Raw genomic sequence first — 17,211 nt, 5'->3', positions numbered from 1 at the left:
AAATTGCATATTTTGCGTGCAAAATTACGCAATTCCGTTGTAAAGGGGGAAAAATTTTCGTTTTTTTATCATTTAAGATGTAATCTTAATCCGAATTGGATAGATGGGGCCAGCGTATGCTCTTTGTAGTAGTGCTGCAATGACGAGCCGTCGTTGAAGTAATAGCCCAACGATGGCTCTAAGTAAAGGCCGAATTGGCGCGTGATATTGTACTCTGCACCAGCAGAGGCGTTAACAGACCATTGCCAGGGGCGCTCATTGATGTCGCCGTCTGATACGTTTGCGTCGATACACTTCTCTATCAGCGTACTGCCAGTCAGATAGACATGGAAGTTCTGAGACGACCATACCTTCCACGACAAGCCAACAGGGATACCAAAGTAGCTGAGTGTCTGTTTGATACTCTGGCTACCGAGGAGTTGCGAGCTGATGTCTGATTTCAGATAAGTATAGCTGATACCGCTGAGCAGCGACAGACGATCGCTGAGCTGGTATTGTAGCGAGAGTCCGAAGCGTACTGGGATATGATGCTTATAGACAACGTCCGGAACAGTTTTTATCTCGTTGGTAGCGTAGTACTTGTTGATGGCGTTGAGATAAGTGGCAGGGTCGCTGTAGAAATCATTGTAGAGAGGGACGTTTTCTTGTGTCTGGAGGCTATTATTGGCAGCCAGCAACAGGCCATTGGACCCTGATAGTCCAATCGTCCAACGGTCAGAATCGTCTGATTTCGAGCTGGTTGTGTAAGGCTTGCTGACATCTGGAAGATAGGTCTGCTTTGGATGGTTCGCTGCCACCATGGGGCTATCGTTTGATGGCTCCTGACTGGTCTCTGCCATTTCCTGAGAGGGCACAGCTACTTCCTGACTGACTTCTGCCGTTTCCTGCTGTGTCTTTGCTGTTACCGTTTCTGCCTTGTTCATATCCTGCTTAGGGGTGATAGGGGTATGAGCCAGCAGTCTGGGCTGCTTAGCAATAGCTGAAGGTTGAGCTGCATCAGCAGCCAAATCTACGTCAGCAGTTTTGGCAATATCATCTGTCTGAGTAGCTGTTGCAGGCTTGTTGTGGGCTGTTAGCTGTGGCTGACTCTGGTTCTCATCGAACTGATAGAATGCAAAGAAGCCTACAAGTGCCAGAACGACTGCAGCAGCGACCCAGTAATATCGGCGCATGAAGGTAACCTTGGGGGCCGGCTTGGGCTCGAGGCCCATCTGCTGACTGATGTCCTCCCAGAGTCCGGCTGGTGGCGTCATCTCGTGCCCTTCCAGCTTCTGCTTCATTTGTTTAGTCCAATCCTCTTTCATCCCTGTTTGTTCGTTAATTCCTTTATTCTGCGTGCCAGCCATTGTTTGGCGTAATGTAGCTGAGAGCTTGATGTACTCTCCTTAATTCCTAGTAGTTCGGCTATTTGCCGATGAGAGTAGTTTTCGAACACATAGAGGTTCAACACGGTGCGATAGCCATCAGGCAGTTCGCTGATCAATTGGTGCAGCTGGTCGGCTGAGATCCGTTCTGTTTCAGGAGCTTCATCTGCGATATGGGCTTGTTGCAACTTTGTATCGTCCTGCTCTACGAACTGCAGTTTCTTTTTCTCCCTCAGGAATGATAGTGCCTCGTGGGCCACTATCCTGACGAGCCAGCCTTTGAACGCTTCTTCGCCTCTATACTCCATTGTTGCGATAGATGTGAATATCTTCACAAAACTGTTCTGCAACACGTCCTTCGCATCATCGCGATTAGGAATATAGCGAAAGCAGACCGATGACAGCTCACCGATGTACATCTGGTAGAGCTCGCCCATCGCCCGTTGGTCTTTCCGACGTATACGTTCAACGATATTATTGACCATTTTCTGCTCGCGTTCTATTATAAGAAGCCAAAAGTACTCAAATCTTGTATGACATGGGCAAGTTTTTTGTTTCTTTAACATTATTCCATACAAGAATTGCCTTTTGGGTGCATTATTAAGGCAGAATGAAACCCAAAAAACGTTGTAAGTATGAAAAAGAACCTGATTGTTTTTTCAGCCCTTGCGTTGAGTAGTGCGATGGTATCGTGTACCACCTCATCAGAGGAGCAGATTGACTTAGGCGAAACCAAGCATGTGGTAAATATGCTGTCTGAGTCGGAGCCTATTAAGTTGACTCAAGAGCAGGAGGCATTTGCCAGCAGGAATAACCGTTTTACACTGAACTTCCTGAAGACAGTGAACGATGCAGACCAGAGCGGCAAGAGCTTTATCTACTCACCACTCAGTATTACCTATGTATTAGGCATGGTGAACGCTGCTGCCGTAGGACAGACGGAACAAGAGCTGGAGCAGACGTTAGGCTTCCAGCAGGGAGGTATTCAGGCTGTTAACGATTATTGTAAGAAGCTGATTGAGGGGCTGCCAAAGGTTGATAACAAGGTGACACTGAACATAGCTAATGCGCTGTTTGTCAATCAGGACAGAGCAACCTTGAAGTCACAGTATCAACAGGATATGCAGAACTATTATGATGCCAAGGCAGAGAATCTTGATTTTACCTCGAACTCAGCACTCAGCACCATCAATGGTTGGGCAAGCGATCATACTAATGAAATGATTCCTGAGATTCTGGATGAAATAGATCCTAATGTAGTTACTTATCTGCTTAATGCCATCTATTTCAAAGCAGACTGGGCTTCGAAGTTCGACCAGAAGAATACGAAGGAAGAAACTTTTACCACGGATAAAGGTCGTAAGAAGTTGCCACTGATGCACCAGAATGTGCTGATCAATTATTTGGAGAATGAAACATATAGCGCTATCGAGATGCCTTATGGAAATGGTAGTTGGCGAATGACGGTGATGCTGCCGGAAGAAGGTAAGACCACTGACGACATTATCAGTCGTATTTCGAAACGAGGTAAGTTAGAGGGGTATGGGTTCTGTGGAACGATGGGTGATATCTATCAACCTTACGAGACAGATTTGAAACTGCCACGCTTTGAAACCGACTCTGACACAGATGAATTATCCATCGGTCTTATCGGCTTGCTCAAGCAGATGGGCATAAATCTCGCTTTCGACAGCGATTTTGCAGAGATTCCCAATATGTGTGAGCAAAGTGGAGTCTATATCTCTATGATGCGTCAGAAGGCGAAAATCAAGGTTAATGAGGAAGGTTCTGAAGCAGCGGCAGTTACCATAGCAGGTGCTAATTATACAACAACTGCTGAGCCTGTAGTGTACAAAAAAGCTGTCTTCCACGCTAACAAGCCTTTTGTTTACGTGATTAGCGAACGGTCTTCGGGCGTTATCTTGTTCGTTGGAAAGTTTACAGGACAATAAAAAAAAGAGGTTGAAAAAACCTCTTTTTTATTTAATCGTCTGCGAAAGCAGCTGCTTCAGCTTCGGCTATGATATCCTCACGCGATTTCTCTTTGTGCGAGATGTCTGAAAGATCGAATTCCTTTTCTGATAAATCGATGGTTGGAGCTTTCGTGGACTTCTTAGCAGGTTTTACTGCAACCTCTTCTACTGGTTCCTGTTGCTCGATGATAAAGTTCTGCTGCTCCTTCTCTGGATCGGGCACAGCCATTGCCGGCTCTTCTTCCATCTGGGTGCGAGCGGTCTTGGCGGCAAATACGGCATCCACAAACTGAGGTTCGCGCTTCAGGCGCTGCAGGGTGTCTTTCGAAGCCTTCTGCTGCGCCTCTTTCTTCGAATAGCCCGAACCACTCTCGCCACTCACGCCCTCAATCTGTACCATATAGGTAAACACAGGGCTGCCGTTCTCGTCTTTCTTCTGTTTGGTGAGCTTATACTCCAAACGTACACGGTTCTTCTGGCTCCACTCAAGGAGTTTCGACTTGAAGTTGACCTCCTTGAATGCTACCTTGTCTATATCAATAAACTTGCCCAGCACCTGATTCTCGAAGAACCACAGGCAAGCCTCGTAGCCACGATCCAGATAAATGGCACCTACCAACGCCTCGAAAGCATTTCCCTCAACATAGCTGTTGTGCGAGGTTGAATGACCTGCTGAGATCAGCAGATTGCTCAATCGCATCTCGGTGGCTAACTTTCCAAGCGTTTCGCGGCTGACGAGTTTCGATCGTGTGTTGGTCAGGAATCCCTCGCGCTTACCCTCGTAGTGACGGTAAACGATGTAACCCACAGCAGCGTCGAGTATGGCATCGCCCAGGAACTCCAGTCGCTCATTGTTCAGCGGCTTGCCCTTGTCGTTGCGCTTGCGGATGCTCTTGTGCATCAGCGCCATCTTGTAATACTCGATGTTGTGGGGGTAGAATCCCAGTATCTCATAAAGAGAAGAAAAAAGCTCCTTCTCCTTGCGGAAAGGGAGCTTGATTCTATCAATGATGTTATTAAGCCTCATACTTCTTGAATACTACACAGGCATTATGACCACCAAAGCCGAAGGTATTGCTGAGACCAGCACGTACCACACGCTTCTGAGCCTTGTTGAATGTGAAGTTCAGGTTGTAATCAATCTCAGGATCCTCATCTCCCTCCTCGTGGTTGATGGTTGGAGGAATGATATCGTTCTTAATAGCCAGAACGGTAGCCATTGCCTCAACAGCACCAGCGGCACCCAGCAGGTGACCAGTCATTGACTTGGTAGAAGAGATGTTGAGCTTATAGGCAGCATCGCCGAATACCTCCTTGATGGCCTTGGCCTCAGAGATATCACCAACGTGGGTAGAAGTACCGTGTACATTGATGTAGTCGATGTCCTCAGGCTTCATGCCTGCGTCCTCAAGAGCGTTCTGCATCACGAGCTTAGCGCCCAGACCCTCGGGGTGAGAAGCAGTGATGTGGTGAGCGTCAGCGCTCATACCAGCACCTACCATCTCAGCATAGATCTTAGCGCCACGAGCCTTAGCGTGCTCCAGCTCCTCCAGGATCAAGCAACCAGAACCCTCGGCCATGATGAATCCATCGCGGCTGGCGCTGAATGGACGGCTGGCTTTCTCTGGCTCGTCGTTGCGTGTAGAAAGGGCATGCATGGCGTTGAAACCACCTACGCCGGTAGCGCAGATAGCAGCCTCGGCACCACCAGCAACGATAGCGTTAGCCTTACCCAAGCGAATCAGGTTGAAGGCGTCGGCCAGTGCGTTTGAAGAAGATGCACAAGCAGAAGCGGTGATATAGTTGGGGCCATGGAAGCCATACATGATTGAAATCTGACCAGCTGCGATATCAGCAATCATCTTGGGGATGAAGAAGGGGTTGAACTTAGGACCATCGGCTTCGTGAACACCGTAGTATTTTACTTCGTCCTCGAAGGTCTTAATTCCACCGATACCTACGCCGTAAACCACGCCGATACGGTTCTTGTCTTCTGTCTCCAGATCCATGCCGCTGTCTTCAACAGCCTGCTTAGCAGCAATCAGGGCCAGCTGAGTGTAGCGGTCCATCTTACGTGCCTCTTTGCGGTCCAGGAAATCGTTCACGTTGAGGTTCTTTACCTCACAAGCGAACTTAGTCTTGAAATTTGTTGTATCGAAACTTGTAATAGGTGCTGCGCCGCTAACTCCGTTGAGCAGGTTATTCCACATCTCTTCAGGAGTGTTGCCCACTGGCGTAACTGCGCCAAGACCTGTTACAACAACTCTTTTTAATTCCATAAGCTTAAATTAAAGCATAATGGTTGCTTCTAAGTGTTAGAAAGCAACCATTATGTTGTGAACAAATTTATTTTGCGTTCTCCTCGATGTAAGCGATAGCATCGCCAACAGTACCGATCTTCTCAGCCTTATCATCGGGAATTGAGATACCAAACTCCTTCTCGAACTCCATGATCAGCTCAACGGTATCCAGTGAGTCTGCACCCAGATCGTTTGTGAAGCTAGCCTCAGCCTTTACTTCAGCCTCATCTACACCGAGTTTGTCTACGATAATTGCCTTTACTTTGCTTTCAATTTCTGACATAATTGTAATACTTTAATTTGTTAATAATGATGTTGCTATCTTGAAATTTTTCCGACTTTAGGTCGAAATCGGGTGCAAAGTAACACAATTTCTTTCACTTACGCAAATTTTTTTAAGAAAAACTTGCTTTAGTTTGCACACTACGGGGTGATTTGTGCAAAAATATGCTATTTTTTGGCGCCTCTAATACTATAAAAATACAAAATATGATGATTTTATTCAATTTTAGTTGGTTATTTGAAAAACTTTCTGTAGTTTTGCAAAATAAAAACGAATACAAATATGACATTTACAGAAGAATCTAATCAAATTTTTAATCGAGCCATCAATGATTACCATGTCACCGATGATGTAGATACACCTATAAAGAATCCGTATCAGAAAGACAGTATCCAGCATAGTCTTTATAAGAAGTGCTGGATAGACACGGTTCAATGGCATTATGAGGATATCATCCGCGATCCCCATATTGATTCCATTGAGGCGCTGGCCTTAAAGCGCCGTATTGACCGTAGCAATCAGGACCGTACCGATTTGGTAGAGGAGATCGATTCATATTTCCGTCAGTATTATAGCGATGTGAAGCCTCAGGCCGATGCGCGCCTGAATACAGAGAGCCCAGCATGGGCTGTCGACCGTCTGAGCATTCTTGCCCTGAAGATATATCACATGCAGGAGCAGGTGAACCGTACTGATGCCGAGCCAGCGCATATTGCCAAATGTCAGGCTAAGCTCAATGTGCTGCTCGAACAGCAGAAGGACCTCTCGCTGGCTATCGACCAGTTGCTGGAGGATATCGCAGAAGGCCGCAAATACATGAAAGTGTATCGTCAGATGAAGATGTATAACGATCCCGCTACTAACCCTATCTTGTATAATCAGAAGTAACAAGGCTGATGAAGAAAGAGCATATACTGGTCATAAGATTCTCTGCTCTTGGCGACGTAGCCATGATGGTGCCTGTGGTATGGGCGCTGGCTCAGCAGTATCCTGATATCCGTATCACGGTGCTGAGCCGTAAGTTTGCGCGCCCGTTGTTCGATGATCTGGCTCCGAATGTGAATTTCATGGAGGCCGATCTGAACAAGGAGTATCACGGCGTCAGAGGACTGAATGCCCTTTACCGCCGATTGGTTGCCAAGCAATTTACGAAGGTGGCCGATTTGCATAATGTTCTACGTTCAGAGTATCTCCGCATGCGTTTCAATCTGGGCAGATACCGTGTAGAGCATTTGATTAAGAACCGTAGTCAGCGCCGTAAGCTGGTTTCTGGCAAACAGGATAAGCGCGTGCAGCTCCCGTCATCGTTCGAGAACTATGCTGCTGTGTTTGAGCGCTTGGGCTATCCGGTTGACTTGAGGCAGTTCCGCTCCATCTTCTCCGCCGAAGGTGGTAATCTGAATCTGCTGCCAGCCGTGTTTGGTCCTAAGAAGAGTTTTGAGCAGTGGATTGGTATTGCTCCGTTTGCTGCTCACGAGGGTAAGGTGTATCCGCCTCGCCTGATGGAGCAGGTCATCTATCGCCTGATACAGGCCTATCCTAAAGGTCGCATCTTCCTGTTTGGTAGGGGCGAAGAGGAGGAGAAGTACTTCCAGTTGTGGTGTGCCCAGTATCGCCAGTGTGTATGGGTTGGCAAGCATTGCGAGGGGATGTATCAGGAGCTGATCCTGATGAGCCATCTCAATGTGATGCTCTCGATGGATTCTGCCAACATGCATCTGGCTTCGCTCACTGGTGTTCCTGTGGTGAGTGTGTGGGGAGCCACCCATCCTATGGCTGGATTCCTGGGTTATAACCAGAATCCGGAGAATGTGATCCAGATTGATCTGGAATGCCGTCCGTGCAGTATCTATGGCAACAAGCCTTGTCAGCGCGGCGATTATGCTTGTCTGCAGAACATTCCGCCTGAGCGGATTGTTGACAGAATAATTACCATTATTAATAACTAAAAACTAAGACGCTTATGAAGTACATTTGTGAAGTTTGCGGATACGTTTACGATCCGGCAGAAGGCGATCCCGATGGTGGCATCGCTCCAGGAACAGCATTTGAGGATATTCCTGATGATTGGGTTTGCCCCGTTTGCGGTGTGGGCAAAGACAGTTTCAAGCCTGAATAATTTCATGCGAACAAATAGGTTCATCATCAGATTGACGTCGGTTATAGCTGTCTTATCGGCTATAGTGCTGGTTTCATGTAGATACGATGCCAGCGACATCTTCCAGTCGTTTGATGATGAACCTAACGTAAGCCCACTGGCCACAGAGCTTGGTTTCAGCAAGGATCGTCCGTTGGTCATGGGTATGAATACCAGTTATGCTCCTCTGCAATATGTGAACAACCAGGGCGTACCAAGTGGTTACGATGTGATGTTCACCAAGAAACTGCTGAAGCGGATGGGCATCCCGTTTACTTTCTCACCTAACCATTGGGACAAAATGTCGCCAGGCATCATTGGCGGCAAATACGATATGGGCATGTTGGTCTATTCGCCCTATCGTAAAGATACAACCAACTATTCTGAAGCAGTATTCCGTATGTATTATCAGGTGGTTTACAGGAAACAGGACTTTTCGGAGTTTGATTTCCGTCACCTGAAAGGCAAGCATATGGCTTATATGAAATCACGTCCTATCGGCATGATGCTGAAGGACGAAGGGGCTATCGGCCATCCGATAACCGATCTGAGCGAGGCTTTTGTTGAATTGGCTGACGGTAAGTACGATGGTGTGATCTGCTATCGTTTCCAGGCTAAATATAATATCGGACTTCTGCGTATGTCGAGGCAGTTGCAGGCCGACGACCTCTCGTTAGAGCCTCGTGAATACTGTTATGCCAGTCACGACAAGCGACTGATTGATGCCATCAATGCCGAACTGAAGAAGATGGAGGCCGAAGGCATCATCGATGAGATATATGGCCAGGAAGTGGCCGAACGGTTTGGCGATATCAAGATCCCCATGTGGGTTTGGTGGCTGCTCACCTGTCTGGTGTTTATGTTTATGGTGGTCTATGTGGTCAACCGCAATCGCTACAGCCACCATTTGCAGCGTGCCAACGTGCAGTTGCAACAGAAGAACAAGGCCCTCCAGCTGGCTACTGCCAGAGCCGAGGAGAGTACCCGTATGAAGAGCAACTTCATCAAGCAGATATCGCACGAGATACGTACGCCACTGAATATCGTATGTGGCTTTACACAGGTGCTGACAACGACCGATGTCGAACTGGATAAGGCGCAGAGGCGCGAGATGTCGTTGCAGATTATAGAGAATACGGAACGTATCACAGGACTGGTGAATAAGATGCTGGCGCTGGCCGATGTCAATAGTAGTGCCATACTGGAGCGTGAAGACCATACATCGGCAGCCATGATAGCCCAGGAGGCCATCAAGGCTACAGGTATCGATAAGGCATCGCAGTTCGTATTCAGACTGATTAAGCAGACGGGTACAGAGCAATTCTTTGATACCCATCAGCGCTCGGCAGTACAGGCGTTGGAACAATTGCTTGACAACGCCAAGAAGTTTACCCAACAAGGACAAGTAACATTAACAATAAGTAATCACGACGGCCAGGCATGCTTTGTGGTAGAGGATTCAGGCATATCGATACCCGTATATCAGGCCGAGCGCATATTCGATGAGTTTGTACAGTTAGACGAATATAGCGATGGAACAGGCATCGGACTGGCTATAGCGCGTAGCTTGGCGCGCCGACTGGGTGGTGACATCGTTCTCGACACCACCTATACCGGAGGCGCGCGATTCGTGATGACCTTGCAAAGCGAGAAAGAAGAAACGGCATGAAACAACAAGTATATCCTATCATAAGGTTCCCTGAGAAGGGAACCGTTTTGTATCCCTATCGTCGTCATCCCTTAGTACAGCCAGGCGCCATCGAGCAGCATTTCGCTCGTGAGCTTTCTGCCAAGTTGCCTACTGGCGTGGAGTGCATCCTCAATGCCTGCATCATCACTACTGATAAGCAGCCGCCTTACTATCCCGATTTGGCGCTGGTGGTAGCTGGTCGCCCTGATATCCGTATCGATGTGGAGATCGACGAGCCTTATCAGAAGAGCACGCGCGAGCCTATCCACTATCAGTCGTGTGGCGATGTGTTTCGCGATCATCTGTTGAATCGTCATGGGTGGACGGTGGTGCGATTGGCCGTTCAGCAAATCACTCAGGAAGCCAGCATCTGTGCCGACTATCTGGTGGAACTGCTTTCGGCTATGACGGCCGATATGGCTACAGCCGGGCAGCATGTCTTCACCTCTGTGCCCTTTCCTGTTGAGCCTTGGAGCCGTCATGATGCCCTGAAGATGGCGTACTGGCAGAAGGTGGCAGGCGAAGACCGCCAGTGGATAGCCGACAGATACGCCCTCGACGAGCAGGAACTGAAGTGCAAGCCGCTGGTCAGGCCTTTCGAGAAAACGGATGATATGTGCGAGAAGATGGCCACCTTTCGCGATGCTGGCTGCTACGAGCAGGATGCTTTCATTGATTTTGAGCCCGAGGAACATATCTATATATATAAAGGAATAAAGCGCATGCTGCCTGTGAGCTCGTTGATAGCCTACTTCTACGATGAGTTCCAACCTCTGTCACAGGCCGAGAACCAGTTGCGATATAAAGGCATACCCGTAGAGGAGTGCCTCGATAAGTGGGCCAAGGCAGGCCGATTGGCCAGCGAGGTAGGCACCTTTGTGCATCTGCAGACAGAGAACTACTTCCAGCGTGGATTTTTCGAGACAGAATGCCAGCTACAGTTCGGCTCTGAGACCGAAGTGGTGAACGTGGAACAGGAGAAACTGCACTTCCTGCGCTTCATCCGCGACTACGATATCGAGCCCTATCGCCAGGAGTGGCCTGTCTATGATAAGGATCTGAACATTGCCGGCACCATCGACCTGATTTGCCAGAACGACGATGGCGAGTTTACCATCTACGACTGGAAGCGTTCGTCGAAGGTGGTCAACGCCCAAGGCCAACCCATCGTAGAGGGTTTCCGTGGTAAGATGAGCCACAACGGCATCAGTCTGCCCGACACCTCGTTCTATCACTACTGCATCCAGCAGAACCTGTATCGCTACATGCTCGAGCGTCATTACGGCATCCGCATCAAGGCAATGAACCTGGTGGTGCTCTGTCCCGACTATCCCACCTACTACGTGGCCCAAGTGCCTAAGATGGACCAGCTTATCCAGCAGATTGTCACCATCTGCCAGCAAAGAGATCTGGGCCATCGGTTGCTGTCGTAATGTACATTTAAATAATTAGCCAGTCCTTTCACTGAAGGACTGCAATCCTCTAACTAAAAGACTGGAGTCCTTCAGGCGGAGGACTCCAGTCTTTGTTACCAAGTACTGAACCAGTGATTAATCCACCCAGTTCAGTTTCTCTACATAAGCATCAAATTTCAGTTCTTCATGGCCAACAATCTTTAGCGCTGCCTCCACCTCTTTGATTTCGCTGGGCGAACAAAGTCGCTCGCCCTTGCGACGCTCGAAGTAAGGGTTTCGACCGAACTTGCCCTGAAGTCTGTAACGGAACGTATCGTACTCGCTAGGCAGCATCTTGGTCTGCATATTCTTGAAACCTTTACCATACACCTGGGGCTTATCGCTGCGATAGAACTCGCAATCTCCCGTGGGTTTTGTGTACTTTGGATTCACAATCGTCACACTATGATAATCATCGGGCAAAGCCTGCATCGCCAGCTGGCGAAGACAGTGGTCAGCCATTTTGCAATCCGACTGTATGCAATGCAGGAAAAAGCCGGGAACAATATTGTAATTGATTTTATTCTCCATTATTTTTTTTTTTATGTAAAACATACTCAACACCTCACTTTACGAGGCTGATATCCTTTGTAGCAGAGGGTTTGAGGCGAGTGAGGTGTTTGCGAAACTACTCACCTGACACCTCACTCAACACCTCATGCAATTTTCAGAGGCACCACATTGTAGAATTTCACATGTCCGCGCTCAGTATGCTCAAAGCCCAGGTCCTTCATCGCATAACCCAGATGAATCTTGGTACTCTGGTCGCTCTTTACCGAGGGGTATTCCTTGCGGATCAGCTCAATCATCTGCTTGGTGTTCATAGCCTTCACCTTCTCGCCCTCATGGGGCTTGCGGAAACAGGTCTCAACAATCTCGGCTATATCCTTCTCATCGGTATAGTTCAGGTTCAGCTGCTGGATACGCGCCACCTGCTCGTTGGTGAACCAGTAGGGCACTTTGAGTTCGTTCACCTCGTACACCAGCTGGGCATATAGCTGTTCGTAATCTATCTCGCCTGTATTGTTGATATACTGCCCCTGAGGGATTTCAATGCAGATATATCGTCGACTACCCGTTACATCCGACAGCGGATGAGGATTGTTGGTAGTGGCTACAAACGATGCATAGCGGGGGCGATCCTGTTGCGAACTGCCATAGATGGTACGTCCGTTGACCTTGATTTTTGAGAGCGTCTGCTTCAAGGCCGCCTGCTGACTGGGACGGATGGCATCCAGCTCATCGAGATTCACCAGCAGATTGTTTGTCAAGGCCATCTCCTTATCGAACTTGTTCGATAGGTTCAGGTGGTCCAGATAATACTCCTGCAGTTCGGGGGGCAGCAAGCGCGCTATGAAGGTTGACTTGCCACAGCCCTGCGCCCCAATCAGTGTGGGCACAGTCTCGTTGGCATGCAGCCTGTCCTTCTGCAGCCAATGCGCCACAGCCGATCGGAACCAGATGACTAAGAAGTCCAACTGTTCGCTGCTGATGCCAGGCAGGCGGCTGAACAACCTGGCCAGATGATTCTGCCCGTCCCATTTAGGCAGATGCATCAGATACTCACTGATAGGATTGTACACGGGCGTTGCATCCGAGTAGATCACCTCTTGTATATCAGTCTTAGGACTGTTTTTGGTAATCTGCTCCTGCTTACCCTTGCGAACGATGCTGTTCAGCGCTTCAGGTGTTAGCGTTCTCCAAACAGGCTGACTATCAGGAGGTTCTGCGCTAAGGGTTACATACTCTACCTTACCATTCAGCACATTGCGACGGAACTGGTAGTTGTCACTAAGGAACTGCTCTACGGCGAGCGAGTTCTGCTGAGAGACTCCAAGAGACTCTCCGTTAATTGTTAGTTTCTCCATAAGATAAAGAATTTAATTTTAAGTTTGTTGATTATGTGCACTTTTCATACTCGCGTATGTTTTTGTGTACGGTTTTTGGCTATTGCCTTTCGGTTGGCAAAGGTACAAAAATAAAAAAGCGGTTGTCTGTCTTTCCTATTAAATTTTTGTTAAATTCTTCAAGTGTTAAAATCGAGTGAGGTTTTAAGTGAGATGTTTAGTGAGTAGTTTGCCAAACACCTCACTCGCCTCAAACCCCTTGCCACAAAGGATTTCAGAGCCTCAAAGTGAGGTGTTGACCAGTTTCTTTTTATAACTTTTTTTTGTATAATACTTGGAAGTTTCAATTATAATTCCTACTTTTGCAGGCGTGATGGAAGAAGAAACAGCACTTGAGTTGCTACGCAAGGCCATCGAGGAGAAGGCTGGTCGTAGCATGCGAACGCCGAAAGATTTTGATATCCTGTCGGAGTATATTTCTGATGAGACACATCAGAAGGTGAGTGCTTCTACCCTCAAACGATTCTGGGGATACCTGTCAGAGTCATCTGTTCCACGTGTCTCCACCCTCGATATTCTGGCACAATATGTTGGCTATACCGACTGGACCGGTTTCATGGAGCAGGATTCTACTCCGAATGCTCCAAAAGATTCCTTAAGCCGAATGCGTTCTCCTTTATTTTGGGGTGTTCTTGCTGTTTGCATGGCAGTTGTTGCGGTTGTATTCTTCCTCTTAGGTCGTCAGCAGACAAAAACAGAGCCTAAGCCTGTCGCCAGCAAATATGTACTGACCATCGGCCAGAAGTTCAAGAGCCATCAGGACTATTTGGATTTCTTTGGTATACACAATGCTAAAGTCCTTTATGGACAGCCTGTGCCCAACCATCCCAACATCTGGACATGGGGGCCCACGTATCACCATCGTAATTGGCACAACGAGGGCGACAGCGCCAGGATGCTGCCTACCATTACCGAATACTGGACAGGTGAGGGTGCTACTAAGGAGGCAACGGCTATCCGAAATACCCAGCAATATTTTCATTACCTCCGACTTAACGAACTCCGTATTGCGTTCGTCAAGAATCTGGTTGATTCCAACTTCGTGTTTACAGGCGTCTATCGTATGTCGCTTGAGCTCTCTGATACCACCAAACTCGTTTGGGAGCGTGTAGCCAATGAGGTCGATCTCAACAACCTCGACTATCTCGAGACCCTCCGCAACGACATCTCCTTATCTGCCCCAGGCTCCCCCTACCACCAGTAAGTTTTATACCACCAAATCCCTTATCACATCGACAAAACCGAAGTGAACCAAAGTGAACCAGCAAATGAGTCAGTTTGAACCAATGCTGTTTGCGCAAATTTGCGTACCTTTGCTATTCAATAATAAGCGAATAATTCTTAATACTATAATTATGAAACAAAACAAGCTAATCCTTGTACTCACTCTGCTTATGAGTATGGTAAGTCTCAACGCGTTTGCAGACTTTGATACAAGTACAAAGGTTCAGGTTGGCATGTTGTATTACTATTTAGATAAAAGTAATCACTATGCTCAGGTAACATCGAAACCAAATGATGGTAAGTACTCAGGATACGTTCCTATTCCAGCGTCTATCGAATACAACTCGATTAATTATACAGTTACGAGCATTTATAAAAATGCTTTTAAGCTCAGCGATGTGACTACAGTCATTATTGCAAACGGCGTGACGAGTATAGGCGAAAATGCCTTTGAATACTGTTACAAACTTGCTTCCGTCACTATTCCAAGTAGTGTGACGAGTATAGGAGATTATGCCTTTGAAGACTGTAGGGCTCTAACCTCCGTCATTATCCCAAACGGCGTAACGAGTATTGGCGAGGGTGCCTTTTGGGGCTGTAGTGGACTTATCTCTTTCACTATTCCAAACAGCGTGACGAGTATTGGTAATAGTGCCTTTGGGGGCTGTAGCGGCCTTACCTCCATCACAATTCCAAACAGCGTGGCGAGTATTGGTAATAACATATTATTCAAATGTAGTAATTTAACCTCTATTGAGGTGGAATCAGGTAATGCATATTATGATTCACGAGACAATTGCAATGCAATTATAAAGACTGCAGCAAATGAACTTATTGAGGGTTGCAAAAACACAATCATTCCAAACAGTGTGACGAGTATTGGTAATATGGCCTTTTGGGGCTGTAGCGGTCTTTCCTCTATCACTATTCCAAATAGTGTGTCGAGTATTGGCGTAAGTACCTTTGAATATTGTAGCGGCCTTACCTCTATTACTATTCCAAACAGCGTGATGAGCATTGGCAAAAGTGCCTTTAAAGGTTGTAGCGAACTTACCTCCATCACAATTCCAAACAGTGTGACAAGCATTGGCGAATACGCTTTTCGGGAATGTTATAAACTAAATAAAGTCATCATCAATGATATAGGCGCTTGGTGTAATGTCGTTTTCTCAGGTAGTTATAGTAATCCCTTAGAATTTGCACGTCATTTGTATAGTGATGAGAATACAGAGATAGCAGATTTGGTAATTCCAAATGGTGTGACTACAATCGGGAATTATGTCTTTGCTAACTGTGAAGGCCTTACCTCTGTCACTATTCCAAACAGCGTAACGAGTATTGGAGATAACGCCTTTAAAGGTTGTAGTGGCCTTAGCTCTGTTACTGCTTTGAATCCATCGCCTGCTACAATTACACAATCCGTATTTTCAAATCGTGCTAATGCAACCCTTTACGTTCCTGCAGGATGTAAGACTGCATACGAGCTAGCAAACAATTGGAAGGAGTTCAAGGAGATAGTAGAGTTGACTGATTACAACTTCACTTTTGCTGATAGCAATGTAAAGGCTATATGTATAGAGCATTGGGATACTGATGGTGACGGTCTAATCAGTTTTGATGAGGCAGCTGCAGTAACGACATTGTCTGATTATTTTAGGAACAAATCTATTACACTGTTCGATGAACTAATTAATTTCACTGGCTTGACGAGCATCGACAGTTACGCATTTGATGGCTGTAGCGGTCTTACCTCCATTACTATACCAGGAAGTGTGACGAGTATTGGTAGTAGTGCTTTTAATGGCTGTAGCGGTCTAACCTCTGTCACAATTCCAAACAGCGTGACGAGCATTGGTAGTAGTGCCTTTAATAGCTGTAGCGGTCTTACCTCTGTCACCGTTTTGAATCCATCACCAGTTGTTATTACAGGTAACGCATTCTCAAATCGCACAATAACAACACTCTATGTACCTGCAGGCAGTAAAGCGGCATACGAGGCAGCAAACTATTGGAAAGATTTTAAGGAGATAGTAGAGCCGACTATCACTTTTGCTGATAGTAATGTTAAAGCAATATGCGTAGCACACTGGGATACTAATAATGACGGTGAGATCAACTTTGATGAGGCAGCTGCTGTGACTACCTTATCTGACATCTTTAAGGAAAACACTTCTATCACATCGTTCGATGAATTAGCATATTTCACGGGCTTGACGAGTATTGACGATTACGCCTTTGCTTACTGTGACGGTCTTACCTCCGTCACCATTCCAAATAGCGTAAAGAGTATTGGCAGTTACGCCTTTGATAGTTGTGATAATCTTACCTCCGTCACTATTTCAAACGGCGTAATGAGTATTGGAGAGGGAGCCTTTGCAGAGTGTTACAATCTAAATAAAGTCATTATCAATGATATTGGTGCTTGGTGTAATGTCGTTTTCTCAGGTAGTGGTAGTAATCCTTTAGAAAAGGCACATCATTTGTATAGTGATGAGAATACAGAAATAACTGATTTGGTAATTCCAAATGGTGTGACTACAATCGGGAATGAAGTCTTTGCTTACTGTGACGGCCTTACTTCTGTCACTATTCCCAACAGCGTGACGAGTATTGGCGATTATGCCTTTTATGATTGTTGCGATCTAAATAAAGTCATCATCAATGATGTTGCCGCTTGGTGTAATATTGCTTTCTCTGAATCTTACAGTAATCCCTTATATTATGCACATCATTTGTATAGTGATGAGAATACAGAAATAACAGATTTGGTAATTCCAAATGGTGTGACTACAATCAGGAATGAAGTCTTTGCTAACTGTGAAGGCCTTACCTCTGTCACTATTCCAAACAGCGTAACGAGTATTGGAGATAACGCCTTT

Annotated in this window: 15 protein-coding genes; 8 read left to right on the top strand and 7 right to left on the bottom strand. The window is 46.7% G+C overall.

From position 1 onward, the window contains the following. Positions 1-68: 68 nt before the first annotated feature. Together T491_RS0103435 and T491_RS0103430 are read right to left on the bottom strand one after the other, a co-directional pair. The gene (locus tag T491_RS0103435; RefSeq protein ID WP_197018788.1) at positions 69-1,280 is read right to left on the bottom strand and encodes an outer membrane beta-barrel protein; all 1,212 of its coding nucleotides are present in this window, start codon (positions 1,278-1,280) and stop codon (positions 69-71) included. Between the two features lie 20 nt (positions 1,281-1,300). Then, a complete protein-coding gene (locus tag T491_RS0103430; RefSeq protein WP_036915255.1) occupies positions 1,301-1,849 on the bottom strand; it encodes an RNA polymerase sigma factor in 549 nt (182 codons plus the stop codon). A 150-nt stretch (positions 1,850-1,999) separates the two neighbouring features. Between T491_RS0103430 and T491_RS0103425 the strand changes: the two genes are divergently transcribed. Continuing rightward, complete coding sequence (locus tag T491_RS0103425) at positions 2,000-3,316, top strand: serpin family protein (RefSeq protein WP_028902637.1); 1,317 nt, start codon at positions 2,000-2,002, stop codon at positions 3,314-3,316. A 31-nt stretch (positions 3,317-3,347) separates the two neighbouring features. Here T491_RS0103425 and rnc read toward each other — a convergent pair whose 3' ends face one another. The 3 genes from rnc to T491_RS0103410 form a co-directional block, all read right to left on the bottom strand. Next, positions 3,348-4,364 (bottom strand): ribonuclease III, encoded by a 1,017-nt coding sequence (rnc, locus tag T491_RS0103420; protein WP_028902636.1) that lies wholly within the window; start codon positions 4,362-4,364, stop codon positions 3,348-3,350. After that, the gene (gene fabF, locus T491_RS0103415; RefSeq protein ID WP_028902635.1) at positions 4,354-5,616 is read right to left on the bottom strand and encodes a beta-ketoacyl-ACP synthase II; all 1,263 of its coding nucleotides are present in this window, start codon (positions 5,614-5,616) and stop codon (positions 4,354-4,356) included. The genes rnc and fabF overlap by 11 nt, the downstream gene beginning before the upstream one ends. A gap of 67 nt (positions 5,617-5,683) precedes the next feature. Continuing rightward, a complete protein-coding gene (locus T491_RS0103410; RefSeq protein ID WP_013065488.1) occupies positions 5,684-5,920 on the bottom strand; it encodes an acyl carrier protein in 237 nt (78 codons plus the stop codon). 282 nt (positions 5,921-6,202) lie between these two features. Here T491_RS0103410 and T491_RS0103405 point away from each other — a divergent pair, with 282 nt between their 5' ends. From T491_RS0103405 to T491_RS0103390, 5 genes are read left to right on the top strand one after another with little or no spacing between them, the layout of a single operon-like run. Further along, complete coding sequence (locus T491_RS0103405) at positions 6,203-6,808, top strand: DUF4254 domain-containing protein (protein WP_028902634.1); 606 nt, start codon at positions 6,203-6,205, stop codon at positions 6,806-6,808. A gap of 8 nt (positions 6,809-6,816) precedes the next feature. Then, complete coding sequence (locus tag T491_RS0103400) at positions 6,817-7,869, top strand: glycosyltransferase family 9 protein (protein WP_028902633.1); 1,053 nt, start codon at positions 6,817-6,819, stop codon at positions 7,867-7,869. A gap of 14 nt (positions 7,870-7,883) precedes the next feature. Then, positions 7,884-8,039, top strand: coding sequence for a rubredoxin (gene rd, locus T491_RS17315; protein ID WP_081773222.1), 156 nt, complete (start codon positions 7,884-7,886; stop codon positions 8,037-8,039). A gap of 31 nt (positions 8,040-8,070) precedes the next feature. Beyond that, positions 8,071-9,726, top strand: a complete 1,656-nt coding sequence (locus tag T491_RS0103395) for a transporter substrate-binding domain-containing protein (protein WP_197018787.1) — start codon at positions 8,071-8,073, stop codon at positions 9,724-9,726. Further along, positions 9,723-11,180, top strand: coding sequence for a PD-(D/E)XK nuclease family protein (locus T491_RS0103390; RefSeq protein ID WP_028902631.1), 1,458 nt, complete (start codon positions 9,723-9,725; stop codon positions 11,178-11,180). The genes T491_RS0103395 and T491_RS0103390 overlap by 4 nt, the downstream gene beginning before the upstream one ends. Before the next feature lie 117 nt (positions 11,181-11,297). Here the strand turns inward: T491_RS0103390 and T491_RS0103385 are convergent, their stop codons facing one another. Together T491_RS0103385 and T491_RS0103380 are read right to left on the bottom strand one after the other, a co-directional pair. Next, a complete protein-coding gene (locus T491_RS0103385) occupies positions 11,298-11,732 on the bottom strand; it encodes a DUF6078 family protein (protein ID WP_028902630.1) in 435 nt (144 codons plus the stop codon). A gap of 125 nt (positions 11,733-11,857) precedes the next feature. Next, the gene (locus tag T491_RS0103380; RefSeq protein ID WP_028902629.1) at positions 11,858-13,069 is read right to left on the bottom strand and encodes a VapE domain-containing protein; all 1,212 of its coding nucleotides are present in this window, start codon (positions 13,067-13,069) and stop codon (positions 11,858-11,860) included. Positions 13,070-13,421: 352 nt separating this feature from the next. Between T491_RS0103380 and T491_RS16910 the strand changes: the two genes are divergently transcribed. Continuing rightward, entirely contained in the window at positions 13,422-14,312 is an 891-nt protein-coding gene (locus T491_RS16910; protein ID WP_051522944.1) for a hypothetical protein, read from the top strand. A gap of 151 nt (positions 14,313-14,463) precedes the next feature. Continuing rightward, on the top strand, positions 14,464-17,211 hold a 2,748-nt coding region (locus T491_RS16905; RefSeq protein ID WP_197018786.1), incomplete at its 3' end, for a leucine-rich repeat protein.

Origin of the sequence: Prevotella sp. P6B4 (genome assembly GCF_000619985.1) — a bacterium.
GTDB lineage: Bacteria > Bacteroidota > Bacteroidia > Bacteroidales > Bacteroidaceae > Prevotella.
Note: the sequence above shows the minus strand (reverse complement) of the source record. Positions and strands in the feature narration are given on the sequence as shown.

Coding starts and splice junctions, on each gene's coding strand:
- T491_RS0103400 (WP_028902633.1), top strand. CDS start 6,817: ATGAAGAAAGAGCATATACTGGTCATAAGATTCTCTGCTCTTGGCGAC.
- T491_RS0103410 (WP_013065488.1), bottom strand. CDS start 5,920: ATGTCAGAAATTGAAAGCAAAGTAAAGGCAATTATCGTAGACAAACTC.
- T491_RS0103405 (WP_028902634.1), top strand. CDS start 6,203: ATGACATTTACAGAAGAATCTAATCAAATTTTTAATCGAGCCATCAAT.
- T491_RS0103435 (WP_197018788.1), bottom strand. CDS start 1,280: ATGAAGCAGAAGCTGGAAGGGCACGAGATGACGCCACCAGCCGGACTC.
- T491_RS0103390 (WP_028902631.1), top strand. CDS start 9,723: ATGAAACAACAAGTATATCCTATCATAAGGTTCCCTGAGAAGGGAACC.
- T491_RS0103430 (WP_036915255.1), bottom strand. CDS start 1,849: ATGGTCAATAATATCGTTGAACGTATACGTCGGAAAGACCAACGGGCG.
- T491_RS0103380 (WP_028902629.1), bottom strand. CDS start 13,069: ATGGAGAAACTAACAATTAACGGAGAGTCTCTTGGAGTCTCTCAGCAG.
- fabF (WP_028902635.1), bottom strand. CDS start 5,616: ATGGAATTAAAAAGAGTTGTTGTAACAGGTCTTGGCGCAGTTACGCCA.
- rnc (WP_028902636.1), bottom strand. CDS start 4,364: ATGAGGCTTAATAACATCATTGATAGAATCAAGCTCCCTTTCCGCAAG.
- T491_RS0103385 (WP_028902630.1), bottom strand. CDS start 11,732: ATGGAGAATAAAATCAATTACAATATTGTTCCCGGCTTTTTCCTGCAT.
- T491_RS16910 (WP_051522944.1), top strand. CDS start 13,422: ATGGAAGAAGAAACAGCACTTGAGTTGCTACGCAAGGCCATCGAGGAG.
- rd (WP_081773222.1), top strand. CDS start 7,884: ATGAAGTACATTTGTGAAGTTTGCGGATACGTTTACGATCCGGCAGAA.
- T491_RS0103425 (WP_028902637.1), top strand. CDS start 2,000: ATGAAAAAGAACCTGATTGTTTTTTCAGCCCTTGCGTTGAGTAGTGCG.